Annotated in this window: 25 protein-coding genes; 19 read left to right on the plus strand and 6 right to left on the minus strand. The window is 67.3% G+C overall.

Going from position 1 to position 24,188, the window contains the following annotated elements:
* Positions 1-41: 41 nt before the first annotated feature.
* Positions 42-1,604 carry an MFS transporter gene (locus tag E3O25_RS11315; protein WP_134361177.1) on the minus strand — a complete coding sequence of 521 codons (1,563 nt, stop codon included), beginning with the start codon at positions 1,602-1,604 and terminating at the stop codon, positions 42-44.
* 70 nt (positions 1,605-1,674) lie between these two features.
* Between E3O25_RS11315 and E3O25_RS11320 the strand changes: the two genes are divergently transcribed.
* The 3 genes from E3O25_RS11320 to E3O25_RS11330 all read left to right on the plus strand — a co-directional run bounded on the left by E3O25_RS11320 (position 1,675) and on the right by E3O25_RS11330 (position 4,885).
* Positions 1,675-2,301: a TetR family transcriptional regulator gene (locus tag E3O25_RS11320; RefSeq protein ID WP_092108913.1), complete on the plus strand. Its 627-nt coding sequence runs from the start codon at positions 1,675-1,677 to the stop codon at positions 2,299-2,301.
* A 29-nt stretch (positions 2,302-2,330) separates the two neighbouring features.
* Entirely contained in the window at positions 2,331-3,920 is a 1,590-nt protein-coding gene (ffh, locus tag E3O25_RS11325) for a signal recognition particle protein (RefSeq protein ID WP_092108911.1), read from the plus strand.
* 176 nt (positions 3,921-4,096) lie between these two features.
* Positions 4,097-4,885 carry an LLM class F420-dependent oxidoreductase gene (locus E3O25_RS11330; protein WP_092108908.1) on the plus strand — a complete coding sequence of 263 codons (789 nt, stop codon included), beginning with the start codon at positions 4,097-4,099 and terminating at the stop codon, positions 4,883-4,885.
* 37 nt (positions 4,886-4,922) lie between these two features.
* On the opposite strand, the gene E3O25_RS11335 is transcribed toward E3O25_RS11330, so the two are convergent.
* A complete protein-coding gene (locus E3O25_RS11335) occupies positions 4,923-6,059 on the minus strand; it encodes a glutamate--cysteine ligase (protein ID WP_092108906.1) in 1,137 nt (378 codons plus the stop codon).
* A 202-nt stretch (positions 6,060-6,261) separates the two neighbouring features.
* Here E3O25_RS11335 and rpsP point away from each other — a divergent pair, with 202 nt between their 5' ends.
* Genes rpsP through rimM form a run of 3 tightly spaced genes read left to right on the plus strand, consistent with a single transcriptional unit; the run spans position 6,262 to position 7,558 of the window.
* A complete protein-coding gene (rpsP, locus tag E3O25_RS11340) occupies positions 6,262-6,666 on the plus strand; it encodes a 30S ribosomal protein S16 (RefSeq protein ID WP_092108903.1) in 405 nt (134 codons plus the stop codon).
* Between the two features lie 3 nt (positions 6,667-6,669).
* Positions 6,670-6,906, plus strand: a complete 237-nt coding sequence (locus E3O25_RS11345; RefSeq protein ID WP_092108900.1) for an RNA-binding protein — start codon at positions 6,670-6,672, stop codon at positions 6,904-6,906.
* A 4-nt stretch (positions 6,907-6,910) separates the two neighbouring features.
* The gene (gene rimM, locus E3O25_RS11350; protein ID WP_241984027.1) at positions 6,911-7,558 is read left to right on the plus strand and encodes a ribosome maturation factor RimM; all 648 of its coding nucleotides are present in this window, start codon (positions 6,911-6,913) and stop codon (positions 7,556-7,558) included.
* Between the two features lie 76 nt (positions 7,559-7,634).
* Here the strand turns inward: rimM and E3O25_RS11355 are convergent, their stop codons facing one another.
* Genes E3O25_RS11355 through nirB form a run of 3 tightly spaced genes read right to left on the minus strand, consistent with a single transcriptional unit; the run spans position 7,635 to position 12,413 of the window.
* Entirely contained in the window at positions 7,635-8,900 is a 1,266-nt protein-coding gene (locus E3O25_RS11355) for a uroporphyrinogen-III synthase (RefSeq protein WP_241988568.1), read from the minus strand.
* Positions 8,900-9,709 carry a uroporphyrinogen-III C-methyltransferase gene (gene cobA, locus E3O25_RS11360; protein WP_134361178.1) on the minus strand — a complete coding sequence of 270 codons (810 nt, stop codon included), beginning with the start codon at positions 9,707-9,709 and terminating at the stop codon, positions 8,900-8,902. Before cobA ends, E3O25_RS11355 begins: the two co-directional genes overlap by 1 nt.
* 4 nt (positions 9,710-9,713) lie before the next feature.
* On the minus strand, positions 9,714-12,413 hold the full coding sequence (gene nirB / locus E3O25_RS11365) for a nitrite reductase large subunit NirB (protein ID WP_134361179.1): 2,700 nt from the start codon (positions 12,411-12,413) through the stop codon (positions 9,714-9,716).
* 215 nt (positions 12,414-12,628) lie between these two features.
* On the opposite strand from nirB, the gene nirD reads away from it, so the two are divergent.
* From nirD to E3O25_RS11410, 9 genes are all read left to right on the plus strand, one after another.
* On the plus strand, positions 12,629-13,018 hold the full coding sequence (gene nirD / locus E3O25_RS11370) for a nitrite reductase small subunit NirD (protein WP_370448760.1): 390 nt from the start codon (positions 12,629-12,631) through the stop codon (positions 13,016-13,018).
* A complete protein-coding gene (locus E3O25_RS11375; RefSeq protein WP_134361180.1) occupies positions 13,015-13,797 on the plus strand; it encodes a sirohydrochlorin chelatase in 783 nt (260 codons plus the stop codon). The genes nirD and E3O25_RS11375 overlap by 4 nt, the downstream gene beginning before the upstream one ends.
* Before the next feature lie 9 nt (positions 13,798-13,806).
* Complete coding sequence (gene trmD, locus E3O25_RS11380) at positions 13,807-14,577, plus strand: tRNA (guanosine(37)-N1)-methyltransferase TrmD (protein ID WP_092108890.1); 771 nt, start codon at positions 13,807-13,809, stop codon at positions 14,575-14,577.
* A gap of 57 nt (positions 14,578-14,634) precedes the next feature.
* Complete coding sequence (locus E3O25_RS11385) at positions 14,635-15,177, plus strand: MFS transporter (RefSeq protein WP_134361181.1); 543 nt, start codon at positions 14,635-14,637, stop codon at positions 15,175-15,177.
* Positions 15,178-15,349: 172 nt separating this feature from the next.
* Positions 15,350-15,691, plus strand: coding sequence for a 50S ribosomal protein L19 (rplS, locus tag E3O25_RS11390; RefSeq protein WP_092108884.1), 342 nt, complete (start codon positions 15,350-15,352; stop codon positions 15,689-15,691).
* Between the two features lie 79 nt (positions 15,692-15,770).
* Positions 15,771-16,568, plus strand: a complete 798-nt coding sequence (gene lepB / locus E3O25_RS11395; RefSeq protein WP_092108882.1) for a signal peptidase I — start codon at positions 15,771-15,773, stop codon at positions 16,566-16,568.
* Positions 16,568-17,212: a ribonuclease HII gene (locus E3O25_RS11400; protein WP_092108879.1), complete on the plus strand. Its 645-nt coding sequence runs from the start codon at positions 16,568-16,570 to the stop codon at positions 17,210-17,212. The genes lepB and E3O25_RS11400 overlap by 1 nt, the downstream gene beginning before the upstream one ends.
* A 12-nt stretch (positions 17,213-17,224) precedes the next feature.
* The gene (locus tag E3O25_RS11405) at positions 17,225-17,548 is read left to right on the plus strand and encodes a DUF2469 family protein (RefSeq protein ID WP_022886464.1); all 324 of its coding nucleotides are present in this window, start codon (positions 17,225-17,227) and stop codon (positions 17,546-17,548) included.
* 62 nt (positions 17,549-17,610) lie between these two features.
* On the plus strand, positions 17,611-19,086 hold the full coding sequence (locus tag E3O25_RS11410) for a glyceraldehyde-3-phosphate dehydrogenase (RefSeq protein WP_134361182.1): 1,476 nt from the start codon (positions 17,611-17,613) through the stop codon (positions 19,084-19,086).
* Between the two features lie 89 nt (positions 19,087-19,175).
* On the opposite strand, the gene E3O25_RS11415 is transcribed toward E3O25_RS11410, so the two are convergent.
* Positions 19,176-19,619: a nitroreductase/quinone reductase family protein gene (locus E3O25_RS11415; protein WP_134361183.1), complete on the minus strand. Its 444-nt coding sequence runs from the start codon at positions 19,617-19,619 to the stop codon at positions 19,176-19,178.
* Between the two features lie 39 nt (positions 19,620-19,658).
* Here E3O25_RS11415 and E3O25_RS11420 point away from each other — a divergent pair, with 39 nt between their 5' ends.
* The 4 genes from E3O25_RS11420 to dprA all read left to right on the plus strand — a co-directional run bounded on the left by E3O25_RS11420 (position 19,659) and on the right by dprA (position 24,188).
* Positions 19,659-20,798, plus strand: coding sequence for an alcohol dehydrogenase catalytic domain-containing protein (locus E3O25_RS11420; protein WP_092108870.1), 1,140 nt, complete (start codon positions 19,659-19,661; stop codon positions 20,796-20,798).
* A 179-nt stretch (positions 20,799-20,977) separates the two neighbouring features.
* On the plus strand, positions 20,978-21,334 hold the full coding sequence (locus tag E3O25_RS11425; RefSeq protein ID WP_092108867.1) for a YraN family protein: 357 nt from the start codon (positions 20,978-20,980) through the stop codon (positions 21,332-21,334).
* Positions 21,334-22,869, plus strand: coding sequence for a YifB family Mg chelatase-like AAA ATPase (locus E3O25_RS11430; protein WP_134361184.1), 1,536 nt, complete (start codon positions 21,334-21,336; stop codon positions 22,867-22,869). The genes E3O25_RS11425 and E3O25_RS11430 overlap by 1 nt, the downstream gene beginning before the upstream one ends.
* Positions 22,866-24,188, plus strand: a complete 1,323-nt coding sequence (dprA, locus tag E3O25_RS11435; protein ID WP_092108861.1) for a DNA-processing protein DprA — start codon at positions 22,866-22,868, stop codon at positions 24,186-24,188. The genes E3O25_RS11430 and dprA overlap by 4 nt, the downstream gene beginning before the upstream one ends.

The following is a 24,188-nucleotide window of genomic DNA, read 5'->3' on the forward strand; positions in this document are numbered from 1 at the left end:
GGGCCTCTGGCCATTAGGTGGGCCCGGAGGCCACACTCGACCTACCCCAGGTGCACTGCGGTCCCCGCGCCGAGCAGATCCTCCCGGCGCGGGCGCACCAGGAAGAACGCAATGGGCGCCGCCGCGAAGATAATGACGGCCGCCCACAGGAAGGCGGACTGGTACCCGCTCACGAGGGCACCGAACTGCACCGCCTGCGACGGCACCTTACCAACCAGGTACGAACTCACGGCAGCGGTGTATAGCGCGGTGAACAGGGCCGCCCCCAGCGATCCGCCGATCTGCTGCATGGCCGTCACCGCGGCGCTCGCGGCGCCGGCGTCGTGCTCGGCGATCCCCGACAGGGCCACGTTCTGCAGCGGAACGAAGATCATCGCGAGGCCGGCGCCGAGCAGAATGAGCCCCGGCAGCACCTCGAGCGCGTAGTTGCCGCCCACCGTGATCTGCGTCAGCCAGAGCAGCCCTGCCGCGCCGACGATCGGCCCGACAGTCATCGGAATGCGCACGCCGGTGCTGGCCAGAAACTTCGACAGCAGGCCGGCACCGATCATGATCGTCACGGTCATCGGGAGTGAAGCCAGACCGGACTGAATCGGCGTGTAGCCCAGCACGATCTGAAAGTACAGCGTGAGAAACAGCAGCCCGCCGAGCAGCGCGGCGCCCGAAAGCAGCGCGGTGAGAAAGGCCCCGCCGCGCACCTTGTTCGCCATGATGCGCAGCGGCAGCAGCGGATGATTCGACCGGCTTTCCACCAACACGAACAGCAGCAGCAGCACCAGTCCGAGGGGGAGGCAGACCAGCACGGGCCACGTTCCCCAGCCGTTCTCTGCTTGTGCGAAGCCGAACACCAGGGATCCCAGTCCGAGCGCCACAAGAATAGCCCCCGGTACGTCATACCGGGTATTGCCGTGCGCCTTGCTCTCCCGAATCACCGGAACAGCGGCCGCAATCGCCAGGATCGCGATCGGGACGTTCACGTAGAGGCACCAGCGCCAGCTCGCATACTCCGTGAGCACCCCGCCGAGAATGAGACCGACCGCCGCGCCGCCGCCGGCGATCGCGCCATAGACGGCGAAGGCCTTGATGCGGTCCTTGCCGCCGGGAAAGTTGACCGTGAGCAGGGCGAGCGAGGCAGGCGCGAGCAGCGCGGCGAACAGGCCCTGCAGCCCGCGGGCGGCGAGTAGCTCCCAGGTGCTCTGCGCCGCACCACCGAGGGCGGACGCAATGGCGAACCCGGCCATCCCCACAATGAAGGAGCGCTTACGCCCCCAGAAATCCGCGATGCGCCCGCCGAGCAGCAGCAGCGCCCCGAACACGAGTGAGTACAGGGTGACGACCCAGGTGCGGTCGCCGTCGCTCATACCGAGCGCTTCCTGCGCCTGGGGGAGCGCGATGTTCACAATGGTGCCGTCGAGCACGACGGTGAGCTGGGCGAGGGCCACAATGGTGAGCAGCCACCAGCGGCGCGGGTTGGGTTCGCTCTGTTTCAGCGAAGCGGATGTCGCCCCCGCCGACGCGGGCGGCGCGGTCGTGGGACCAATCGTGTTGGCCGATTCGGGCGAAACGGTTTGGGGCGAAACGGTGGTGGGTGGTGGAGTCGACATGTCCGCCACCTTATCGTGCAAACCGAACGAACTAGTTCGTTTTAGATGAATTGTTGGCTATAGTCGAGATATGGCACGCGACGGAGCAGACCCCCAGACTCGTATTCTCAACGCGGCGCGCACGGAGTTCGCGGCCTACGGTCTCGCCGGGGCTCGCATCGACCGCATCGCTAAAAGTGCGTCCGCGAGCAAGGAACGCCTCTACGCGTACTACTCCGACAAGGAGCAGCTCTTCCTCGAGGTGCTGGAGCTGAACCTGCGCGAGTTCGCGAGCGACGCCGTGCTCACCGACCACGACATGCCGGCCTTCGCCGGAGCCCTGTTCGACCACGCGGTGCAGCACGGCGACCACCTGCGCATGATCGACTGGGCGCGCCTGGAGACCGACGGCACCTGGCTGCCGGCCCTCGAGGTCATGCTCGGCTATCGGGACGAACAGGTGCGGCGCATCCGTTTGGCGCAGGCGGCCGGTCGAGTCGACGCCGCGTGGGATCCAGCGCAGCTCATGACCCTTATCTTCGGCGTCGCCACCGCGTGGATGCATGAGCCCGGAGCGGTGCTCGCCTACGGCGGTACGCCCGACCCGGCGGCGATCCCGGTGAGGCGAGCCAACGTCATCCGCGCGGTCGAGCGCCTGGTCGCGCCGGCAGCGCTCGCAGTGGATGCAACGCGCGCCGCGGCATCCGTTTCGAACTAGCTGCGGCCACCGGTTAAACTAAACGCATCATGGCTACTTTTGGAAACCTCTCAGATCGTCTTGCCGAGACGTTCAAAAACCTCCGCACCAAGGGCAAGCTCAGCGCAGCGGATGTCGACGGCACCGTTCGTGAGATCCGCCGCGCGCTGCTCGACGCCGACGTGGCCCTCGAGGTCGTCAAGGACTTCACCGGCAAGGTGCGCGAGCGCGCCCTCGGCGACGAGGTCAGTAAGGCCCTGAACCCGGCCCAGCAGGTCGTGCAGATCGTCAACGACGAGCTCATCACCATCCTCGGTGGCCAACAGCGTCGGCTGGAATTCGCCAAAAAGCCGCCGACCATCATCATGCTCGCGGGCCTGCAGGGTGCCGGTAAGACCACCCTCGCCGGTAAGCTCGCCAAGTGGCTCGCCAAGGACGGTCACACCCCGCTGCTCGTCGCAGCCGACCTGCAGCGACCGAACGCGGTCACCCAGCTTGAGGTCGTCGCCAGGCAGGCCGGCGTCGCCGTCTACGCGCCCGAGCCCGGCAACGGCGTCGGCGACCCGGTCAAGGTGGCCCGCGACGGCGTGAAGTACGCCCTGCAGAAAGTGCACGACGTCGTCATCGTCGACACCGCCGGCCGCCTCGGCGTCGACGCGGAACTCATGAAGCAGGCCGCGAACATTCGCAAGGCGATCGATCCGGACGAGGTGCTCTTCGTCATCGACGCCATGATCGGCCAGGACGCCGTCGCCACGGCCAAGGCCTTTCAGGACGGCGTCGACTTCACCGGCGTCGTGCTCACCAAGCTCGACGGCGATGCCCGCGGTGGCGCGGCCCTCTCGGTGGCCTCGCTCACCGGCCGCCCGATCATGTTCGCCTCCACCGGTGAAGGCCTCGACGACTTCGAACCGTTCCACCCCGACCGCATGGCCGGCCGCATCCTCGACCTCGGTGACATCCTCACCCTGATCGAGCAGGCGCAGGGCGCATTCGACGAGGACGAAGCCCGCAAGGTCGCCGAAAAGTTCGCGACCGATACGTTCACCCTCGACGACTTTCTCGGCCAGATGCAGCAGCTGCGCAACATGGGCTCCATCAAGAAAATGATGAGCATGCTGCCCGGCGCCGGCGCCATGAAGGCGCAGCTCGAGAACTTCGACGAGCGCGAGATCGTGCGCACGGAGGCCATCATCCAGTCGATGACCAAGCTGGAACGCACCACTCCGAAGCTGCTCAACGGATCTCGCCGCCTGCGCATCGCCAAGGGCTCAGGGTCGAGCGTCACCGAGGTCAACCAGCTCGTGCAGCGCTTCGAGCAGGCCGCCAAGATGATGAAGACCGTCGCCAAGGGCGGAATGCCCAACATTCCCGGCATGGGTCCGATCCCCGGCGCCGGTTACGGCGGCAAGCCCAAGGTTCAGCAGAAGAAGAAGGGCTCCAAGTCGGGCAACCCGGCCAAGCGCGCCGCCGAGAACGCCGCTCTGGCCGCGGGCGTCAAGCCCGCTGGCGAAACCGCGTCAGCGGATGCCGCCGGCTCGGGTTTCGGCCTCGGCTCCGGCGCCCAGCCCGGCAAGGGCAAGGCCGGCGGTCCCACCGAAGAGGAAATGGCGGCGCTGCAGAAAATGCTCGGCCGGTAGTTCGCCCCCCGTGCCGGGCCATCTCTGGACGGGGCCCGGGCCCCGTCCCTGGGCCCAGTTTATAAACTGGGCCCGTGTTCATAAGGTGGGCCCGGCGCGCGTGCTGCGAACCCACGATCTGAATACGGCCAGTTCCCGGTCGCGGCTCAGCCCGGGCGCGGCTCTAGGCTGGACACATGACTTCAACGAGGAATCAGAACGTGCGCATCGGCGTGCAGATCGCGCCGCAGCACGCCGAGTACACGAAGATTCGCGATACCCTCACCGAGGTCGAGTCGCGCGGCTTTGACGTGGCCTTCAACTGGGACCACTTTTTTCCGCTCAGCGGTGAGCCCGACGGACTGCACTTTGAATCCTGGACCATCCTCGCCGCCTGGGCCGAGCAGACCACAACAATCGAATTCGGCGCCCTGGTCAACTGCAACAGCTACCGCAACGCCGACCTGCAGGCCGACATGGCCCGCACGATCGACCACATCAGCGGCGGACGCTTCATCTTCGGCACCGGCGCCGGCTGGTTCGAACGCGACTACCAGGAATACGGCTACGAATTCGGCACGCCGGGCACCCGGCTGAACGCCCTCGACGACAGCCTCAACCGCATCGCAGCGCGCTGGGTAAAGATCAACCCGCCGCCCACCCGCGAGATCCCCGTACTCATCGGCGGTGGCGGCGAAAAGAAGACCCTGCGCATCGTCGCCCAGCACGCCGACATCTGGCACTCCTTCTCCAACCCCGAAGTGCTTGAGCATAAGCTCGGCGTGCTCAGTGCCTGGTGCGACGAGGTCGGCCGCGACCTGAGCGAGATCGAGATCTCCACCGAACTGCGCGGGCGCACGGTGCACGACGCCGACGCACTCTACGACCTCGGAACCCGCCTGTTCACGGTTGGCATCTCCGGCCCCGACTACGACCTGGGCAAAGCCATCGACTGGCTCGCCTGGCGAGACAGCAAGAACGCCTGACCAAACGAAAGCGGATGCCTCGCAGCAGCCAGCCCGTCTAACTCCCGAGCCCCTGCGCGAGTTCGTGGCTGAGCGCCGCGACGACCGCGGGCAGGCTCCCGTCAGCCAAAGCGGCGATGGCCAGCTGCCGCTGGTAGCTGGCGCCGTCGTCGATGATGCGGTGGAGGCCGAGCAGCTCCGGCAGGCAGCCGAGCCGCTCGGCTGTGGGGGAGAGGGTCTCGATCAGGCGACGCACATCATCCGTCACCAGGCATTCGGCGCCGGCAGCATCGAGGATGATCTCTGCGCCCAGACCGTAGCGCGCCGCGCGCCACTTGTTTTCGCGCACGAACCACGGCTGCATGCGCGGCACGTCTTCGCCCGCGTCGAGGCGAGTGGACATCCACTCGACGAGGCACTGGATGAACGCGGCGATCGCGCCGAGCTCCACGGTGGTCGAGACGCCGTCGCAGACGCGAATCTCGATCGTGCCCCAGCGCGGTGACGGGCGAATGTCCCAGCGCACCTCGGTGACGTCCTCGATGATGCCGGTCGCCGCCAGGTCGTCGACGTAGCGCTCCCAGGCTTCCCAGTCGGGCAGATCCCAGGGCAGGCCGGCGGTCGGCAACTGCTGGAACATCAGTGAGCGGTTGCTGGCATAGCCGGTGTCGACGCCGGCCCAGAACGGGCTCGACGCGCTGAGCGCCTGCAGGTGCGGCACGTAGGTGAGCAGGCCGTTCATGATCGGAATGACCTTGGCTTTGTCCTCGATGCCGACGTGCACGTGGATTCCCCAGATCATCATGTTGCGTCCCCACCACCGGGTGCGGTCGATGAGCTTGTGGTAGCGGGCCTTGTCGGTGACGATCTGGTCGAACCACTGCGCGAACGGATGCGAGCCGCTGCAGATCACGTCGACCTCGCGTTCCGCCAGGGCTCGGCGCACCTCGCCGAGCTGGCCGGCGACATCCGCTACGGCGTGGCCGACGGTGTCGTGCACACCGGAGACCAGTTCGACCGTGTTGAGCAGCAGCTCGCCGGTGATCGTGGGGTGCGCGGAGCCGTCGGGGCCGCGCAGGGCGTCGAGCACCTCGTCGGCGATGTTGACCAGGTCGCCGGTCGCGCGGTCGACGAGGGCGACCTCCCACTCGATGCCCACGGTGGAGCGGGCGGATCGGGCGAATTCCAGTGACACAGGGTACTCCTTGGGTGGGCCGGTGAAAGCCGTAGACGGCCGATTATCACAATGTAGGTAATCTCTGACAGTATGATTAGTCGCGATCCGTTGTGCCCGACCCTCTATCTCGGTGCAACGTGATCCTATAGAGCTTATGCCGAGTGTGCCCCCACGCTCACGGCCCAAGGTTCGCCAAACACCGAATCAACACTGGAGAATTGTGGCTGTCAAAATCCGTCTGAAGCGCATGGGTAAGATCCGTGCACCGTACTACCGCATCGTCGTTGCCGACGCGCGCACCAAGCGCGACGGTCGTGTCATCGAAGAAATCGGCATCTACCACCCCACGGAGGAGCCCTCGGTCATCGAGGTCAAGTCCGAGCGTGCGCAGTACTGGCTCAGCGTCGGCGCTCAGCCGACCGAGCAGGTTGCTGCACTCCTCAAGCTCACGGGCGACTGGGGCATCTTCAAGGGCGACAAGAACGCCAAGAGCACCGTCAAGGTGAAGGAACCGAAGGCTGCTTTCGTCGCCGACGAGAAGAAGAAGCCGGTTCTCAAGCCCAAGGCCGAGAAGCCGGTCGCCAAGGTAGAAGAGGTTGCTGCCGAAGCAACCGAAGAGGCGTAACTGTTGCTTGCTCCCGCGCTCGAACACCTCGTCAAGGGGATCGTTGATCACCCGGACGATGTGCACGTTGCAGAAAAGAATTCTGCAAGAGGCGAGGTGCTCGAGGTTCGTGTGAACCCCGAGGATCTCGGCCGGGTCATTGGTCGTGCGGGTCGCACCGCCAAGGCCCTGCGTACCCTCGTTGCAGCTCTGGCCGATGGTCGACGCGTTCGCGTCGACGTCGTCGACACCGATTTCTAGTTCAGTGAACGACACGACGGTGGACGACAGCGAGAAGGACCGCACCCAGCAGTTACGGGTGGGACGCCTGACCAAGGCTCACGGCCTCAAGGGAGCAATCAAGCTTGAACTGTTCACGGATGACCCGGGACGACGTTTCGTCCCGGGCGCCGTGTTCACGCTGCAGGTTCCGACCGGTTCGGCCTGGCACGGCAAGACGATCGAACTCGTCGAGCTGCGCTGGTACAACCAGCACGCGGTCGGATTTTTCAAGGATGTCGTCGACCGCAGTGCGGCCGAAGCGCTCGCGAAGGCGATCCTCTGGATCGACGCGGATGTCGCCGAGCAGTCGGATGAAGAAGACGCCTGGTACGACCACCAGCTGGTCGGCCTCGCCGTCATGCGTGACGGCGTGCGCATCGGCACCATTGGTCGCCTCGAGCACATGCCCGCCCAAGATCTGCTGATCGTGAAGACGCCTACCGGCGACGTCATGATCCCGTTCGTAAAGGCCATCGTGCCGAGCGTCGACGTGAAGAACGGCCTGGTCACGATCACGCCGCCGCCCGGGCTGCTCGAAGAGCTCCCCGAAGACCCGGCTGAAGCTCCTGAAACGGATGCCGACGCCGCCTCTGCAACGGATGCCGCGGCATCCGCTCTTACGGCCGACTAAGACTTCGACCGTCCCGTGCCGGGCTGTCTCGTTGTGTTTCACAGCGGAACCGCCCGGCATTTGTGCGCCGCGAGAGCTAGACGTTCAGGCGGTAGCCGCGCTTGACCACCGTCGCGACCAGCCCGGGCACGCCGAGCGTCTGCCGCAGCCGGCTGAGCGAAACCTCCATGGCGTGATCGTCGGAGTCGCCGGCCAGCGCGAGCGTGAGGTCCTCGCGGGAGACGACCGCGCCGCGGGCCCGCATGAGCGCCCGCATGATGGCGAGCGCCGTCGGCGGCAGCTGCACCCGCTCCTCGCCGACCTGCACGATGGAGCCGCGCAGCTGCACGAGCCCGTTCTGGGTCTCGACCCGCTCGATCATGTTCTGCTCGAGGTGTTCGCAGACCAGCCGAATGAGCGCGCCCATGCGAAACCGAGTCGGCTGAATTGGGGCTATCCCGGCCGCCATCAGCGGGGCGCTGGTTACCGGGCCGACGGCGGCCGCGCACACCTCGGAGCGCAGCGCCGCTATCAGCTCGGGGTACATTTCCATGCCCTCGGCCGCGGTGAACAGGGCGTGCACGGCCGGCGCGCTCGTGAACGTGACGCAGTCCAGCTGGCGGGCGCAGATGGCCTCGACCAGCTTGTAAACGCGCTCGTCGGTGTCGTCCATGGCGATCCAGCGGTAGGGCGCGACGACGAGCACACGCTCGTGCACGGCCCGCAACCGGTCCAGCTGCACCTCGTCGGTGGCGCCGTGCACCTGGATGCCGATCACGAGTCCCGGCGGGTACTCCGCCAGAAGCTTATCGACGAGCGAGGCCGTCGTCTCGGAATCGCTCATTCCCGAATCGTTCAGCCCGGTCGCACGAATGCCGCCGCGCGCTTTCGGCCCGCGCACGAGAATGGTTGTCTCGGCCAACGCGTCGGTCAGCGCGGAGCCGATGCCGTCGGCCTCGGCCACCTCGAACCAGCGGCGCACCCCGTAGCCGGTCGTCGCGAGCAAAACATCGGGCCGCGCCGCGATCATCAGGCGGGTGTCTTCGAGTAGCGGGCCGTCCTGCTGGGAGTGCGCGATGCGCAGCGTCGGCGCGTGCACCACGCGGGCGCCGCGCCGCTCGAAGGCGTCGATCAGGTCGCTTGAACGCCGATCGCTCGTGACCCCGATGCGAAACCCTTCGAGCTGGTTCGGCTGCAGAAACGGCGCCGCGACCTCGATCGGTTCGGTCGCTCCCGGCATGCGCACATGGTGCGCGTGCAGATCCGGCGCGGGCAGGTCGGGTGAAGCGGATGCCAGAGCCTCGCCCCCCGACACACCGCCCGTTCCCGAGACCATCCCGCCCTCGTCGTTGGCGCCGGCCATCAGTCAGTCTCCTCGAATGCGGCCGCTCTGGCCACCAGCTCTTCGGCAGAGGTGTCGCCGCTGAAGGCGAGGCGCACGACCTCGCCGACGACCAGAACGGCGGGGCTGCGCACGCCGGCTGCTGCAGCATCCGCCAGGACCGTCGACAGGGTGCTCACGGTGGTGCGCTGGGTGGCGCTGAACCCGCGCTCGATGATGGCCACCGGCATGCCGGCGGACATGCCGTGGCGCAGCAGGCCCTGGCTGAAGGTCGGTAGCGTGCCAACGCCCATCAACACGACGATGGTGCTGCCGAGCAGGGTGAGGCCTTCGAGTTCGTTGTCGGTGAGTGGCGCGTGCCCGCTGATCACGGTGAAGGCGTGGCTGATGCCGCGGTGGGTCAGTGGAATCCCGGCCGCGGCCGGCACCGCGATCGCACTCGTGACGCCCGAGATCACGGTGACCGGGATGCCGTTGCGGTGGCAGGCGAGCACTTCTTCGCTGCCGCGACCGAACACGTAGGGGTCGCCGCCCTTGAGCCGCACCACGCGCTGGCCGGCGAGGGCATGCTCGACCATGAGTTCTTCGATCCCGGTCTGCGAGACCGGGTGGTTGCCGGCGCGTTTGCCGACGTCGATCAGGATGGCCCGGGGCGCGAGGGAGGCGAGGTCGTCGTTGGGGGCGAGGCGGTCGAACAGCACGACATCCGCTTGTTCCAGCGCTGTGACGGCGGCCATGGTCAGCAGTTCGACGGCGCCGGGGCCGCCACCGACCAGGATGACCGACCCGGTGCCGACTGACCCAGGCCTAGGGGAACTCTGGGCTGTCATCTGCTTACTCTTTTCGAACGGGAATGCGGCTTCCACTTAGTAGAACAGTACTCGACGAGGCCCGTTCGGCCGGGGTGGCCGGCCTGATTTGGTCACGCTCCGTAACGAGCGCGATGCTCGGGTCTGGTTCGGTCGGCGCGTTCACGAAGGAGCGAAACCGGCGCAGGCGTTCCGGGTCAGCGAGCGTCGCGGCCCACTCGTCTTCATAGTTGTCAACGTGGGCGAGCATGGCCTGTTCGAGCTCCGCGGCGAGGCCGAGCGAGTCGTTGACGACGACGTCGCGCACGTGATCGAGGCCGCCCTCCAGGTCTTCCATCCAGCGGGCGGTGCGCTGCATCCGATCGGCCGTGCGAATGTAATACATCATGTAGCGGTCGATGTATTTGATCAGGGTTTCTTCGTCGAGGTCGGTCGCCAGCAGCTGCCCGTGCGCCGGCTGGAACCCGCCGTTGCCGCCGACGTACATGTTCCAGCCGTTGTCGCTCGCGATGATGCCCACGTCTTTGGCCCGGGCTTCGGCGCATTCCCGTGCGCAGCCCGAGACGCCGAACTTGAACTTGTGCGGCGCGCGCAGTCCGCGATAGCGCAGCTCGAGCCGAATGGCGAGACCAACGGCATCCTGCACGCCGAAGCGGCACCAGGTCGAGCCGACGCAGGATTTCACGTTGCGCAGCGCCTTGCCGTAGGCCTGACCCGACTCGAAGCCGGCATCGACGAGGATGCGCCAGATATCAGGCAGCTGCTCCAGGCGGGCGCCGAACAGATCGATGCGCTGGCCGCCGGTGATCTTGGTGTAGAGGTCGAAGTCGAGGGCGACCTTTGCGATCACGGCGAGTTTGGTCGGTGTGATCTCACCGCCGGGAATGCGCGGCACGACCGAATAGGTGCCGTCCTTCTGCATGTTGGCCATGGCGCGGTCGTTGGTGTCCTGCAGGGTGCCGCGGCCGGCGTCGAGAATGTAGGCGGTGTTCTGGCTGGCCAGAATCGATCCGACGGCCGGCTTACAGACGTCGCAGCCGCGACCGGTGCCGAAGCGGGAGAAGATCTCGTCGCTCGACGTGAGCCCGAGCACCCGCACCGACTCGAACAGTTCCTGCCGGCTCAGTTCGAAGTGCTCACACAGGGCGTGCGAGACCGTTTGACCGGATGCCGTCAGCTCGGCCTCGAGAATCTTCTTGACCAGCGGCACGCACGACCCGCACTGGGTTCCGGCGCGGGTGCAGACCTTGAGAGCGCCGAGTTCGGTACAGGCTTCCGAGTGCTCGTCGCCGCGTACGGCGCTGCGCACCTCGCCGACCGAGACCATGTTGCAGGAGCAGACCAGAGCGTCGTCGGGCAGTTCATCGCCGGCCGGAGCCTCGGCGCCGGCCGCCGAGAGATAGGCGGCTGGTTCGCTGCTGAGCTCGCGGCCCACCATCGGGCGCAGGGCCGAGTAGGGAGTGGCGTCGCCGACGAAGATGCCGCCGAGCAGGGTTTTGGCGTCGTCGGTCATGACGAGTTTCTGGTACAGCCCGCGGGCCGGGTCAGCGTAGACGATTTCGAGCGAGCCCGGCGTGGTCGCGAGGGCGTCGCCAAAGCTCGCGACGTCCACTCCCGAAAGTTTGAGCTTGGTGGCGTCGTCGACGGTGGTGAACTCGGCGGTGCCGCCGAGCAGTCGGTCGGCGACCACTTCGGCCATGGCGTTGGCCGGAGCGACCAGGCCGACGCAGCGATCATTCCAGCTGGCGACCTCGCCGATCGCCCAGATATTCGTGTCGCTCGTGCGACAGTCGTTGCCGATCGTGACGCCGCCGTGGCTGCCCACGGTGAGGCCGGCATCTCGTGCCAGTTCGTCGCGCGGCGAGATGCCGATTGCGTAAACGACCATGTTGGCGCCGATCTCCCGGCCGTTGCCGAGCTGCAGACCGGTCATCGCGGAGTTGTCATCGTTGGTGAGAATGGTGCGGGCCCGGGTGCCGAGGTGCAATTCGATGCCCTGGGCCACGATCAGGCGGCCGAGGGCCTGCCCGCCGCCCTCGTCGAGCTGCGCCGACATCAGCCAGCCGCCGGAGTGCACGATCGCCGACTCGGCGCCGAGCTTGTGCAGTCCGCCGGCCGCTTCGAGGCCGAGCAGGCCGCCGCCGGCCACGACCACCTTCGGGGTGCGGCCGAGGGAGACGGTGAGGGAGGCGAGCTCGTCGACGAGGGCATCGACGTCGTCGACGGTGCGGTAGACCCGGATGTGCTCGCGACCCGGCAGCTCCGGTATCGGGGCGCTCGACCCGGTGGCGAGCACGAGCTCGTCATACTCGAGCACGACTCCGGCCTCGGTGGTGACGGTCTGGGCGACCCGATCGATGCTCGTGGCCCGCTCGTTGATGCGCAGCGCGATGCGCTCGCTGTCCCACGGCGCCGTGGGTTCGAGGGTGAGGTCGATCAGGCCGGCGAGGCGCTGGCTCAGCGCGACCCGGTCGTAGGGCCGGTGGTTCTCCTCGGCCAGCACAATGATCGAGAGGGTGTGTTCGGTGTCCCGGGAGTGCAGGGCGTCGGTGAGGCGGTGCGCGGCGGGGCCGCCGCCGATCACGATGACGCGGCGCGGTGTTCCCGAAGCCGAAGTGGCGGCATCCGCTGGGCTGGCCGATGTGACGGCGTGTGTCGCTTCCACAGCGGATGCTGCGGTGGCTGGGGCAGAATACGCGGAAGCGGTTTCACGAGAAGCTGGCATCAGCATCCTTTCAGAGCGGGGCAATTGTGAGCGTAGTTCGGGGCAGTTTCCCCCTCGTGTCGCTTGTGTGTCCCGTGCTGGTCGAAAGCCCCACAGCGGGCCACCCCCACTGTGAGGCGGGTTTCACGAAGGGGAAACATGGCGGGCGACCAGCCGAAATATGGCTCGCCTACCGTGGGACCAACGCAACACCGAACACCCCCTGGGAGCGCACCATGACGATGACACTGGCCGAGACCCGTCCGAGCAACACCCCAACCCTGGTCTGGGAGCGCGCCTGCGCCGTGACCGATCTGGAACCCAGCTGGGGCGAGGCAGCCCTCATTCGCATGAAACAGATCGCCCTGTTTCTGCTCTCGCCGACCGAGATCTACGCCGTCGACCACCGCGACCCGCACACCGAGGCCAACGTCATGGCTCGCGGCATCGTCGGATCCAAGGGCGACCGCCCCACCATCGCCTCACCGTTGCACAAAGAGGTCTACGACCTCGGCACCGGAGAATGCTTCACCAACCCGACGCTCGTGCTGAACACCTACGAAACCCGCATCGTGGGTGGGTACATCGAGGTGGCTGTTGACCCGGGCGAGCTAGCGGCGGCATGACCCTGCTCGGGGAACGGCAGACCGCGCAACGACCGCCTGATGGTCGGTCCACAGTCGTACCCGCCGCGCTCGTGGCCATTTCGCACGGCACCAACTCGGCCGACGGGCAGGCCGCCATCAAGGGCCTCGTCGACGGCGTCGCCCGCGCCCGCCCCGATCTCGCCGTGCTCGGCGGTTTCGTTGATGTGCAGCAGCCGGATGTCGCGGCGAGCCTCAGTGCGGTGCGCTGCGACAACGCCGCGGTCGTCGTGCCGCTGCTGCTCTCGGCCGGGTACCACGTGCACGTCGACCTGCAACGGGAGACCAGCGCTCACGAGCGCGTGACCGCCCTGTCGCGGGCGCTCGGCCCCGATGACCGGCTCATCGACGTGCTCGAACAGCGCCTGCACGCCGCCGGACTCGACCCGCTGGTACCGGGCCAGGAGATCGTGCTCGCCGCGGCCGGCTCGAGCGACGGGCGCGCCGTCGAGGACTGCCGCCGGGTCGGCGCGATGCTGCAGCAGCGGCTCGGGGTGCGCGTCACCGTGGGGTTTCTCTCCGCCGCGTCGCCTCGCCTGGCCTGCGCCGTCACCGCGGCCCGATTGCGCGGCGCCAGCGTCACCGTGAGTACCTATCTGATGGCGCCCGGATTCTTCTTCGACCTCACCCGCACCCAGGGCGAAGGCGCCGACCGGGTCACCGCCCCGCTACTGCTGCCGGGGGAAGAAGCCCCCGGCGCGCTGGTCGATCTGGTCATCGACCGCTACCTCGAGGCGAAAGAGCACGCCCAACTCTTCTAGAATTTGACCATGCGCATCGATATTGTCACCATTTTTCCCGAATTCTTCGATGTGCTCGACCTGTCGCTGCTCGGCAAAGCCCGCCAGAGCGGATTGATCGACCTGGGCGTGCACAACCTGCGCGACTCCACCCACGACCGACACCACACGGTCGACGACACCCCCTACGGCGGCGGCGCCGGCATGGTGATGAAGCCCGAGCCGTGGGGTAACGCCCTCGACGCCATCCTGGGTGCTCAGCCTGAATCTGATCCGGCCGACTCAGCCACGACCAAAACACCGATCACCGGCAACGCGGCCGACGCACCGACCGATACCGGCCCCATCCTCATCTTTCCCTCGCCGGCCGGCGACCAGTTCACCCAGGCCATGGCCAGGGAACTCTCGCTCGAGCAGCACCTTGTCTTCGGTTGCGGCCGCTACGAAGGCATCGATCAGCGCGTCGTCGACCACTATTCGCAGCGCGGACGGGTGCGGCTGGTCAGCCTGGGCGATTACGTGCTCAACGGGGGAGAGGTCGCCGTGATGGCCATGATCGAAGCGATCGGCCGGCTCATTCCCGGCGTGGTCGGCAATCCGGCGAGCCTGGTCGAGGAATCCCACGAAGACGGCCTGCTCGAATATCCCAGTTACACCAAGCCGGCCAGCTGGCGCGGCCTCGACGTGCCGCCGGTGCTGCGCAGCGGCGACCACGGGGCCATCAGCACCTGGCGGCGTCAGCAGCAGATCGAACGCACCGAACGTGTGCGGCCCGACCTGATGCCCCGCAGGGTTTCCTAGCTTCAGCCACCAGCGAACGCCAAGGTTAGTGTCAGTCCCCGTCGATAAACTTACGCCGTGATCATCCGCCGCACCTTCTACCACTGGCAATTCATCGCCGCCGGAGCCCTGCCGCTCTGGCTCCTCGTCGGGTCATCGATCTTCGGATCGGGTGCCTGGGCGGTGCTGGGCATCTTCTTCGGAGCCGTGCTCATCGGCCTCGGCATGCTGCTCGTCGCCCTCGTCATCTTCGCGCGCAAAGAAGTACGCGAAAACCGGGCCGTCTCCTACGCCGACGTCGGCGTGCTCGCCCTCTGGCATGCCCTCATCATCGCCATCCCCTTTTCCACGGATGCCGCGGGCTGGCTCAGCGTGCTCGTCATCCTGGGCGGCCTCGCCGTGTTCTGGTTCGCCGTCTGGGAGCTGGTTGACTCCGCCAAGCGTCGCATGCGCGCCATGGTCGACCTGGTGGAACAGACGGCGCGCGGGCAGATGCCCGTACAGTCCGATTCGGCCGGGCCGCGGCATCCGCTGCCTAACCGCACGACTGCGACTCCACCGTCTGGCCGACGGGCCACCCCCGAAACCATCGTCATCGAAGAAAAACGCGACCGGCCCTGAGCCGCGCCCGACTTTGCAGCCGGCGCGAGTTCATGGCAGAATAGGCGATTGTGCCGCTGCAGGACTCTGCCACAGGGGAACCTGCATGTTGCGGCGCACATCCTCATACTGATTGCTTCGAATGAAGCACCTAGCGTAGTCGACCTGTGGCGGGTACAGAGAGCGAAACAACATGCATATTCTCGACGCGGTAGACGCCCCATCACTGAAGAAGGATCTTCCTGACTTCCGTGCCGGCGACACCGTCAAGGTTCACGTCAACATCATTGAGGGAACCCGCTCTCGTATCCAGGTCTTCCAGGGAGTCGTCATCGGCCGCTCCGGCGAAGGCGTGCGCGAAACGTTCTGCGTTCGCAAGGTCAGCTTTCAAATCGGTGTCGAGCGTACCTTCCCGGTGCACTCCCCGGTCATCGACCACATCGAGATCGTGACCCGCGGCGACGTTCGTCGCGCGAAGCTGTACTACCTGCGCGACCTGCGCGGCAAGAAGGCCAAGATCAAGGAAAAGCGCTAACTTTCGCGCTAAACCGCTGTAACCGGATTCTTCCCTGAGCTCCCCATCACCTAAACTGGTGGGGAGCTCAGGCGGTTAAATGACAGATGAAGTGCTCGCCTCCAGGTCCGATCGTCGGGTGTCAGAGTCGAAGAGGTTTCCCCGCAAGACGGCCCGCAGCACGCAGGCGCCCAGCAAGAAGCGCGGCGTCTTGCTGTTCATCCGCGACCTGCTCATCATCTTCGTGGTTGCACTGCTCATCTCATTTCTGATCAAAACGTTCCTGATCCGGTCCTTCTACATCCCCTCCGGATCGATGGAGAACACCCTGCAGATCAACGACCGCATCATCGTGAACCAGCTCGAACCCGAACTAATCCCGCTCACCCGCGGCGACGTCATCGTGTTCAAAGACCCGGGCGGATGGCTGCTGCCCCAGCCCGAGATCGTGCAGAACCCGATCGTGGCCGGAGCCGACTGGCTGCTCTCGGTCGTCGGCTTGTCGGCACCCGACAGCAACGACCACCTCATCAAACGGGTCATCGGGCTGCCCGGCGACCACGTTGTCTGCTGCAACGCCCTCGGCCAGATGAGCGTCAACGACGTGCCGCTCGACGAGTCGGCCTACGTGTTGCTGCCGGCCGGTGAGACCAAGGTCTCCCAGGACGACTTCGACGTCACCATCCCGGCTGACTCACTCTGGATGATGGGCGACAACCGTTACAACTCCAAGGACTCCCGCTACAACGGCGAGACAGCCGGCAAGGGGTACGTTCCGGTCGAGAATGTCGTCGGTCGAGCGCTCGTCGTGAGCTGGCCCCTCGCGCGCTGGGCCTGGCTCGACGACTATCCCGACGTGTTTCGCGAGGTGGAACAAGCGGACACGGGCACCGACTAGTGGCGGTGTCCGACCCCACCCTCGACGTGGAGCTCGACCTGCTCCGCACCGGCGCCCGATTCGTGATCGGCTGCGACGAGGTGGGTCGCGGCGCCCTCGCCGGGCCGGTGGCCGTGGGATTCGCCGCGGTGAACGCATCCGTTCTGACCATGCCAGTGGGCTTGCGCGATTCGAAGATGCTCAGCGAACCGCGCCGCGAACTGCTCGCGCCGCTCGCCGTTGCCTGGGCAACTTACTCGGCCGTCGGGCTCGCCTCGGCCGCCGAGGTCGACCAGCTCGGCATCATCGCCTGCCTCGGGCTGGCCGGTAAGCGAGCCCTGGCCGAGCTGTACGCGCAGGGCGTCGACGTGGCCGGCAGCATCGTACTGCTCGACGGCAGCGACGACTGGCTGAACAAGGCACTGGCCACCCCGCTGAACGTCGTGACCCGCATCAAGGCCGACCGGGACTGCGGGTCGGTGGCGGCGGCATCCGTTATTGCCAAGGTGCACCGCGATCGTCTCATGATCGCCGCGCACGACGACACCCCCGGCTACGGCTGGGCGTCGAACAAGGGCTACGGCAGTGCGGCACACCTGAGCGCCATCGACCTGCTCGGGCCGAGCCCCTTACACCGAAAATCGTGGCTCAAAATCTCAGCGTAAGATAAAGTCACCATGGAAGAAGACGAATTCGAGGACTACGACCGCGAGGTCGAGTTGGCCCTGTACCGGGAATATCGAGACGTGGTTGGTCAGTTCCAGTACGTCGTCGAAACCGAACGACGCTTCTACCTCGCGAACGAGGTCGAATTGGTGCGTCGCGACACGGAACACGACTTCTACTTCGAACTGACCATGAAGGATGTCTGGGTCTGGGACGTCTACCGTTCCGATCGATTCGTGAAATCGGTGCGCGTGCTGACCTTCAAGGACGTCAACGTGGAAGAACTCGCGTCGAAAGACTTCGAACTTCCCAAGGAACTTGCGCTCGACGAATAAGGAATGACTCCGGGGCCTCGGGTGGCCGGACAAGACCGACGAAGGTTTAGGAAGGCAACCCTGTGATCCAGGACGCTGATCGTGCCCGTGCAACGTGGAGCAACCGCGAGGCTCTCGCCGAGGCGATGATTCCCCTGATCGGGCGCCTCTACCGCGACAACACCGTCGTGACGAGCGTCTACGGGCGCGGCCTCGTCAACAAGTCGGTCGTCGGTCTGTTGAAGGCGCATCGCTTCGCCCGCCACATAGCGGATGTCGAGCTTCCGCTCGACGAGACCCTCCCGATTCTGCAAGCTGTCGACGGTCTCAATCTTGGTGCCGCGTCGATCGACCTCGCACGCCTGGCTCTCGGGTTTCGTGAGCAGAACGACCGGGTCACCCTCGACGAATACCTGCGCGCCGAACTCGCCGACGTCGTCGGCCAGCACGGACTCGACGGCCGCACCAGCACCGACGTCGTGCTCTACGGGTTCGGTCGCATCGGCCGGCTGCTTGCGCGCATCCTGATCGAACATGCCGGCGGCGGCCAGGGCCTGCGCCTGCGCGCGATCGTCGTGCGTCGCGGCTCGGCCAACGACCTCGTCAAGCGGGCCAGCCTGCTGCGTCGCGACTCGGTGCACGGCCCCTTCGAGGGCACGATCACCATCGACGAGGAGAACAACACCATCCTCGCCAACGGCACGCTCATTCAGGTGATCTACTCCGGCGACCCGGCCAGCGTCGACTACACGCAGTTCGGCATCCACGACGCCATCGTTGTTGACAACACCGGTAAGTGGCGTGACGAAGAGGGCCTGTCGCAGCACCTCAAGTGCCCCGGCGTCGCCCGGGTGTTGTTGACCGCGCCCGGCAAGGGCACGCTCAAGAACATCGTGCACGGCATCAACCACACCGACATCCTGCCGAGCGACCGCATCATCACCGCGGCATCCTGCACCACGAACGCGATCACCCCGGTGCTCAAGGCCATCAACGACCGGTACGGCATCATCGACGGCCACGTGGAAACGGTGCACTCGTTCACCAACGACCAGAACCTCATCGACAACTTCCACTCCGGCGATCGTCGCGGCCGTTCCGCCGCGCTCAACATGGTGATTACCGAGACCGGTGCTGCCAAGGCCGTCGCCAAGGCGCTGCCCGAACTGGCCGGCAAGCTCACCGGCAACGCCATCCGGGTGCCCACCCCCGACGTGTCGATGGCCATCCTCAACCTCAACCTTGCCAGCGCGACCGACAAGGACGAGCTCAACACCTACCTGCGCACCATGTCGCTGCATTCCTCCTTGCACCGCCAGATTGACTTCATCGACTCGCCCGAAGTGGTCTCGAGCGACTTCCTCGGCTCGCGTCGCGCCGGCATCGTCGACGGACTGGCCACCATCGTCACCGACCAGAAGGCCGTTCTCTACGTCTGGTACGACAACGAATACGGCTACAGCTGCCAGGTGATTCGGGTGCTTGAAGAGATGTCAGGCGCGCACGCGCCCATCTTCCCGGCCATCGTTCCCGCCGCGGCCCTCGAGCCCGTCGCCTGACCCGTGTGATCTGGACGGGGCCCGGGCCCCGTCCTTGGGCCCAGTCTATAAACTGGGCCCGCGTTCCGGGCCCAGGCCCCGTCCTCAATTCAGGGGCGGGGGTCGCAGATGACCACGGGGATGTCACGGTCGGTCTTCGTCTGGTACTTCCGATAGCCGGGGTATGCGGCGATGATACGCGGCCACAGCTCGGCCTTCTCAGCGGATGACGCGGTGCGCGCCCGAAACGGCCGCGTCACCCCGCGAATGGTCAGCTCCACCTCGGGTTGGGCCACGAGGTTGGCATACCAGAACGGATGCCGGTCGTCGCCGCCCTTGGACGCCACCAGCACGTACCGGCCGCCCTCGTGAATCGGCGCCGTGAGCATCGTCGACCGACGCTGCCCGCTGCTGCGGCCGATCGTGTGCAGTTCGACGGCCGCCATGGTGCCGATGGTCCAGCCGAGGCGTCCGCGGGTCGTAACCAGCAGCATCCGGTGCACGCCGTTCATGGCGAGCATGCCCAGATCGGTCAGCCGGTCGCGCAGAGTCATAGGCCCAGCGTACGTCGCATCTGGCGTTAGGTTGGAGGAATGACTCCAGCAACGATGCTCAGTACCATTCTTCGCGACGCCGGCGCCGCCCGGCCGTATGCCAAGAGCCGCCCGCTGACGTTTGAGCAGATTCCGGTGCCGGCGCCGCGCGCCGGCGAGGTGCTCGTGCGCATCGAACGGGCCAGCCTCTGCCACTCCGACCTGTCCGTCATCGACGGCTCACGGATTCGCCCGCTGCCGATGGCCCTGGGGCATGAGGCGGCCGGCACCGTCACCGCGCTCGGCGACGGCGTCGACGACCTGGCCGTCGGCGACAGAGTTGTGCTGGTCTTCGTGCCGAGTTGCGGCGACTGCCGGGCCTGCCTGGCCGGGCGCCCCGCACTCTGCCACCGCGGCGCCGAGGCCAACGGCACCGGTGATCTCCTGCACGGCCCGGCCGTGCTGGCCAGCAGCGCGGGGGAGCGCATCAACCACCACCTCGGTGTCTCGGCGTTCTCGCAGTACGCGGTCGTCGCCCGCGAATCGGTCGTCGCCATCGATCAGGATGTTCCCTTCGATGTGGCCGCCATGTTCGGCTGCGCGGCCCTCACCGGCATCGGCGCCGTGCTCAACACCGGCGCCCTCGCGCCCGGCCAGTCCGTGATCGTGTTCGGTCTCGGGGCGGTCGGCCTGATGGCCGTCATGGCCGCAGCCCAGGTGGCCGGCACGACCGTGATCGCGATCGATCCGCTGCCCGCGAAGCAGGCGTTGGCCCTGCGCTGCGGCGCGCACCACGCCGGATCGCCAGAGCAAGCAGCCGACCTGGTGCGTGAGCACGCCGGCGACGGTGTCGACCTGGCCATCGAGGCCGTCGGCAGCGCCCGCGTGATGGAGGCAAGCCTGGCTCTGCTCACCCGCGGCGGCGCCCTCGTCTCGGTGGGTCTGCCGCATCCAGAGCAGACCATTACGACGCCGGCGCTGCAGTTCGCCGGCCTAGGCCGTCGCCTCCTTGGCTCCTACATGGGGGACTCCGTGCCGAGCCGGGACATTCCGGCTTACCTGCAGCTCTGGCGGGACGGCGGGCTGCCGGTCGAGCTGCTGCACACCGACACCCGCCCGCTGCGCGACCTCAATGAAAGCCTCGACGCCCTTGTAGCCGGCGACGTCGTGCGCCGCCTGTTCGTGCTGCACGCCGAGTAGCCTGCCGCGCGAACGGGAACATTCCGCGAGACAGCAGGCCGGTCGGCGCCGTGAGCGAAGAGCGCCGCTCCTGCCCGCCGCCTCCTGCACAGTTGCCCCACCGGCGGCGCTGTCCACCAACCTGGCAGCGGCGAGGCTTCGGCCGGGTGAGAGAGCGCACTCTGTTCTCGGAGGCACTCGTGGCGCGCAAAGACGAACTCGGCAAACTCGGTGAAGAACAGGCCGCGCGCTTTCTGCAGGGCGCCGGCTACACCATCCTGACTCGCAACTGGCGGTGTACAGAGGGCGAGATCGACCTCGTCGTGCAGCAGGGCGCCGCAGTCGTCTTCGTCGAGGTAAAGACGCGCAGCAGCCTGAGTTTCGGGCATCCGTTTGAAGCCATCACCGTGAAAAAGCTCGCGCGGATGCGCCGCCTCGCCGCCGCCTGGTGCGCGGCGGCCGAGCGGTGGCCACGCCAGATCCGGCTCGACGTCGTGGCGGTGATTGCCCCGGCGGGCCGGGAACCCATCATCGAACACCTTGAGGGCGTGTTCTGATGGGAATCGCCCGCACCCACGCGGTGGCGCTGCTCGGGCTTACCGGCGCGCTCGTTGAGGTCGAGGCCGACATCTCGGCGCAACTGCCCGGCATGATTTTGATCGGGCTACCCGATGCAGCCCTCTCCCAGGCCACCCAGCGGGTGCGCGCCGCGGCTGCTAACAGCGGATGCCCCCTCACCATTCACCGCCTCACCATCAATCTGTCGCCAGCCGCGTTGCCCAAGCACGGCGCCGGGTTCGACCTCGCGATCGCGCTGGCCTGCCTCGCCGCCGACAGCACGGTGTCCGGCGAATCGGTCGGAAAGGTCGTGCACTTCGGCGAGCTCGCCCTCGACGGCCGGCTGCGGCCGACGCCGGGTATCCTGCCGGGGGTGATGACCGCCGCCCGCCTCGGGCACACCACGGTCATGGTGCCCATCGGCAACGAAGCCGAGGCCGGGCTTGTTCCCGACATGCGGGTGATCGGCGTAGCCTCGCTGCGGGAGGCGGCGATCTTCCACGGCGCCAAACTCACGCCGAAACCGGTCGAGCCCATTCTGGCAGCGGTCACACCCGACAGCCTCACCGCCGAACCCGACCTCGCCGACGTGATCGGCAACGACGACGCCATCCTGGCCCTGCAGATCGCGGCGGCCGGCGGGCACCACGTGTTTCTGCTCGGCCCGCCCGGCGCCGGTAAGACCATGCTCGCCGCCCGCCTGCCCGGTCTGCTGCCCGACCTCGACCCGGTCAGCTCGCTCGAAGTGAGCTCACTGCGTTCGCTCAGCGGCCTCGGACTCGGCGGTGCCCTGATCACGCGGCCGCCGTGGGAGGCGCCGCACCACACCGCGACAGCGGCCGCCATGGTCGGCGGCGGCGGCGGGCAGATTCGGCCGGGGGCCGCCTCGCAGGCCTCGCACGGCGTTCTGTTCCTCGACGAGGCGCCCGAATTCGCTTCGCCCGTGCTCGATGCCCTGCGCCAGCCGCTCGAATCCGGCTGGATCAGCATCCACCGGGCCAACGCCGTGGCCCATTTTCCGGCCCGGTTTCAGCTGGTGATGGCGGCGAACCCATGCCCGTGCGGGAAATACGGCGCTGGCGACCTCAGCTGCACCTGCCCACCGAACGCGCGCCGCCGCTACCTCGCCCGCATCTCCGGACCGCTGCTGGACCGCATCGACATCCAGCTCAACGTGAAGCGCATCACCGCCGCCCAGCTGCGCGTCGCCGCCGGTACGCAGCGCATGACGAGCGTCACCGCCAGGCAACGAGTGGTGGCCGCGCGGGCCGCAGCGGCCGAACGGCTCGGCAGCACACCGTGGACGCTGAACTCCCAGGTGCCCGGCCCGTGGCTGCGCGGCGCGCCGGTGCGTCTGGCCCCGAGCGCCACGGCGGGGCTTGATCGAGCGCTCGAGCGCGGTGGCATCACCATGCGCGGCTATGACCGAGTGCTGCGCATCGCCTGGACCCTCGCCGACTATGACGGTCTGAGCATCCCCGGCCCCGACCAGGTGGGCCAGGCCCTCTACCTACGCAAAGGAATGACGTCATGACGCTGTTCGGTCTGGATGAGACCCGAGTGGGCGAACTCGTCGCGGGTGTGCGCGGTGCCCAGGCGCAGGGCGACGACCCCGCCACCGCCGGCGAGGTGTTTGCTCGCGCCGCCTGGTCGGGCCTGGCCGAACCCGGGGATGGTACCGCCGGACTGCTTGTGGCCAGCGTCGGTGCGAGCGTGGCCCTGACCGCCGTTCTCGAGTCGTGGAGCCCCGTGCGCATCGGCGCACTCGTGCGCGACGCCTTGGGCGATGAGCCGGGCAAACCCGACATCGTCTTCGCCGCCAGCCCCAGCGCCGACCCCACCGAAGCGGATGCCGACACCAGCGCTGAGCTGGAACAGGCCCTCGACCTGGGACTGCAACGCTGGCGGCCGCGGCTCAACTCGAACGAGGTCATCCGCTCGCTACAGCAGGCGGCCCGCATGCAGACCCAGCTGCTGCTGGCCACGGACGCCCTCTGGCCGTCCGCGCTCGACGACCTCGAGCAGCATGCTCCGCTCGCGCTGTGGTGGCGGGGTGTGCCGGGCGCCCTCGCCGCCCTGACCAATTCAATCGCGCTGGTCGGGGCCCGGGCAGCGACCGGGTACGGCGAACACATCGCCATGGAAGCGTCGGCCGGGCTCGTCGACCGCGGTTTCGCCATCGTCTCCGGTGCCGCGTATGGCATCGACGGGATGGCCCACCGAGCCGCGCTCGCCAGTGACGGCATCACCGTGGCGTTCCTCGCCGGGGGAGTCGACCGGTTCTACCCGAGCGGGCACGATTCCCTGCTGACGCGCATCGTGGCGACCGGAGCCGTCGTGTCGGAGCTGCCCTGCGGGGCGGCCCCCACCAAGTGGCGCTTTCTGCAAAGAAACCGGCTGATCGCCGCGGCGAGCGCGGCGACGGTCGTGCTCGAAGCCGGCTGGCGGTCGGGTTCGCTCAACACCGCCGGCCACGCTTCGGCACTGGGTCGACCGCTCGGCGCTGTGCCGGGGCCGATCACGAGCCCCACCTCGGCCGGCTGCCACCGTCTCATTCGCGAATTCGCCGCGGTCTGTGTCACCAACCCGACCGAGATGGCCGAGCTGGTCGGTGAGCGGTCGATCCAGGTTCCGCTGGATTTTCCCGACAGTGACGCCGGCTCCGGGCCGATACCGCGCACGAGCGATCAGGTGCGTGTGTTCGATGCGTTGAGCGGTCGCTCGCCGCGTACGGTCGCCGATCTGGCGCGCCGAGCCGGCCTGTCCAGTGCGGCAGTGCGCGGCGCCCTCGGCGGCCTCGATCTCGACGGGGCTGCCCAGGAGCGGGAGGCAGGCTGGGTACGGCGGTTGTAG

Source organism: Cryobacterium sp. TMT1-3, assembly GCF_004402315.1.
Lineage (GTDB): Bacteria > Actinomycetota > Actinomycetes > Actinomycetales > Microbacteriaceae > Cryobacterium > Cryobacterium luteum.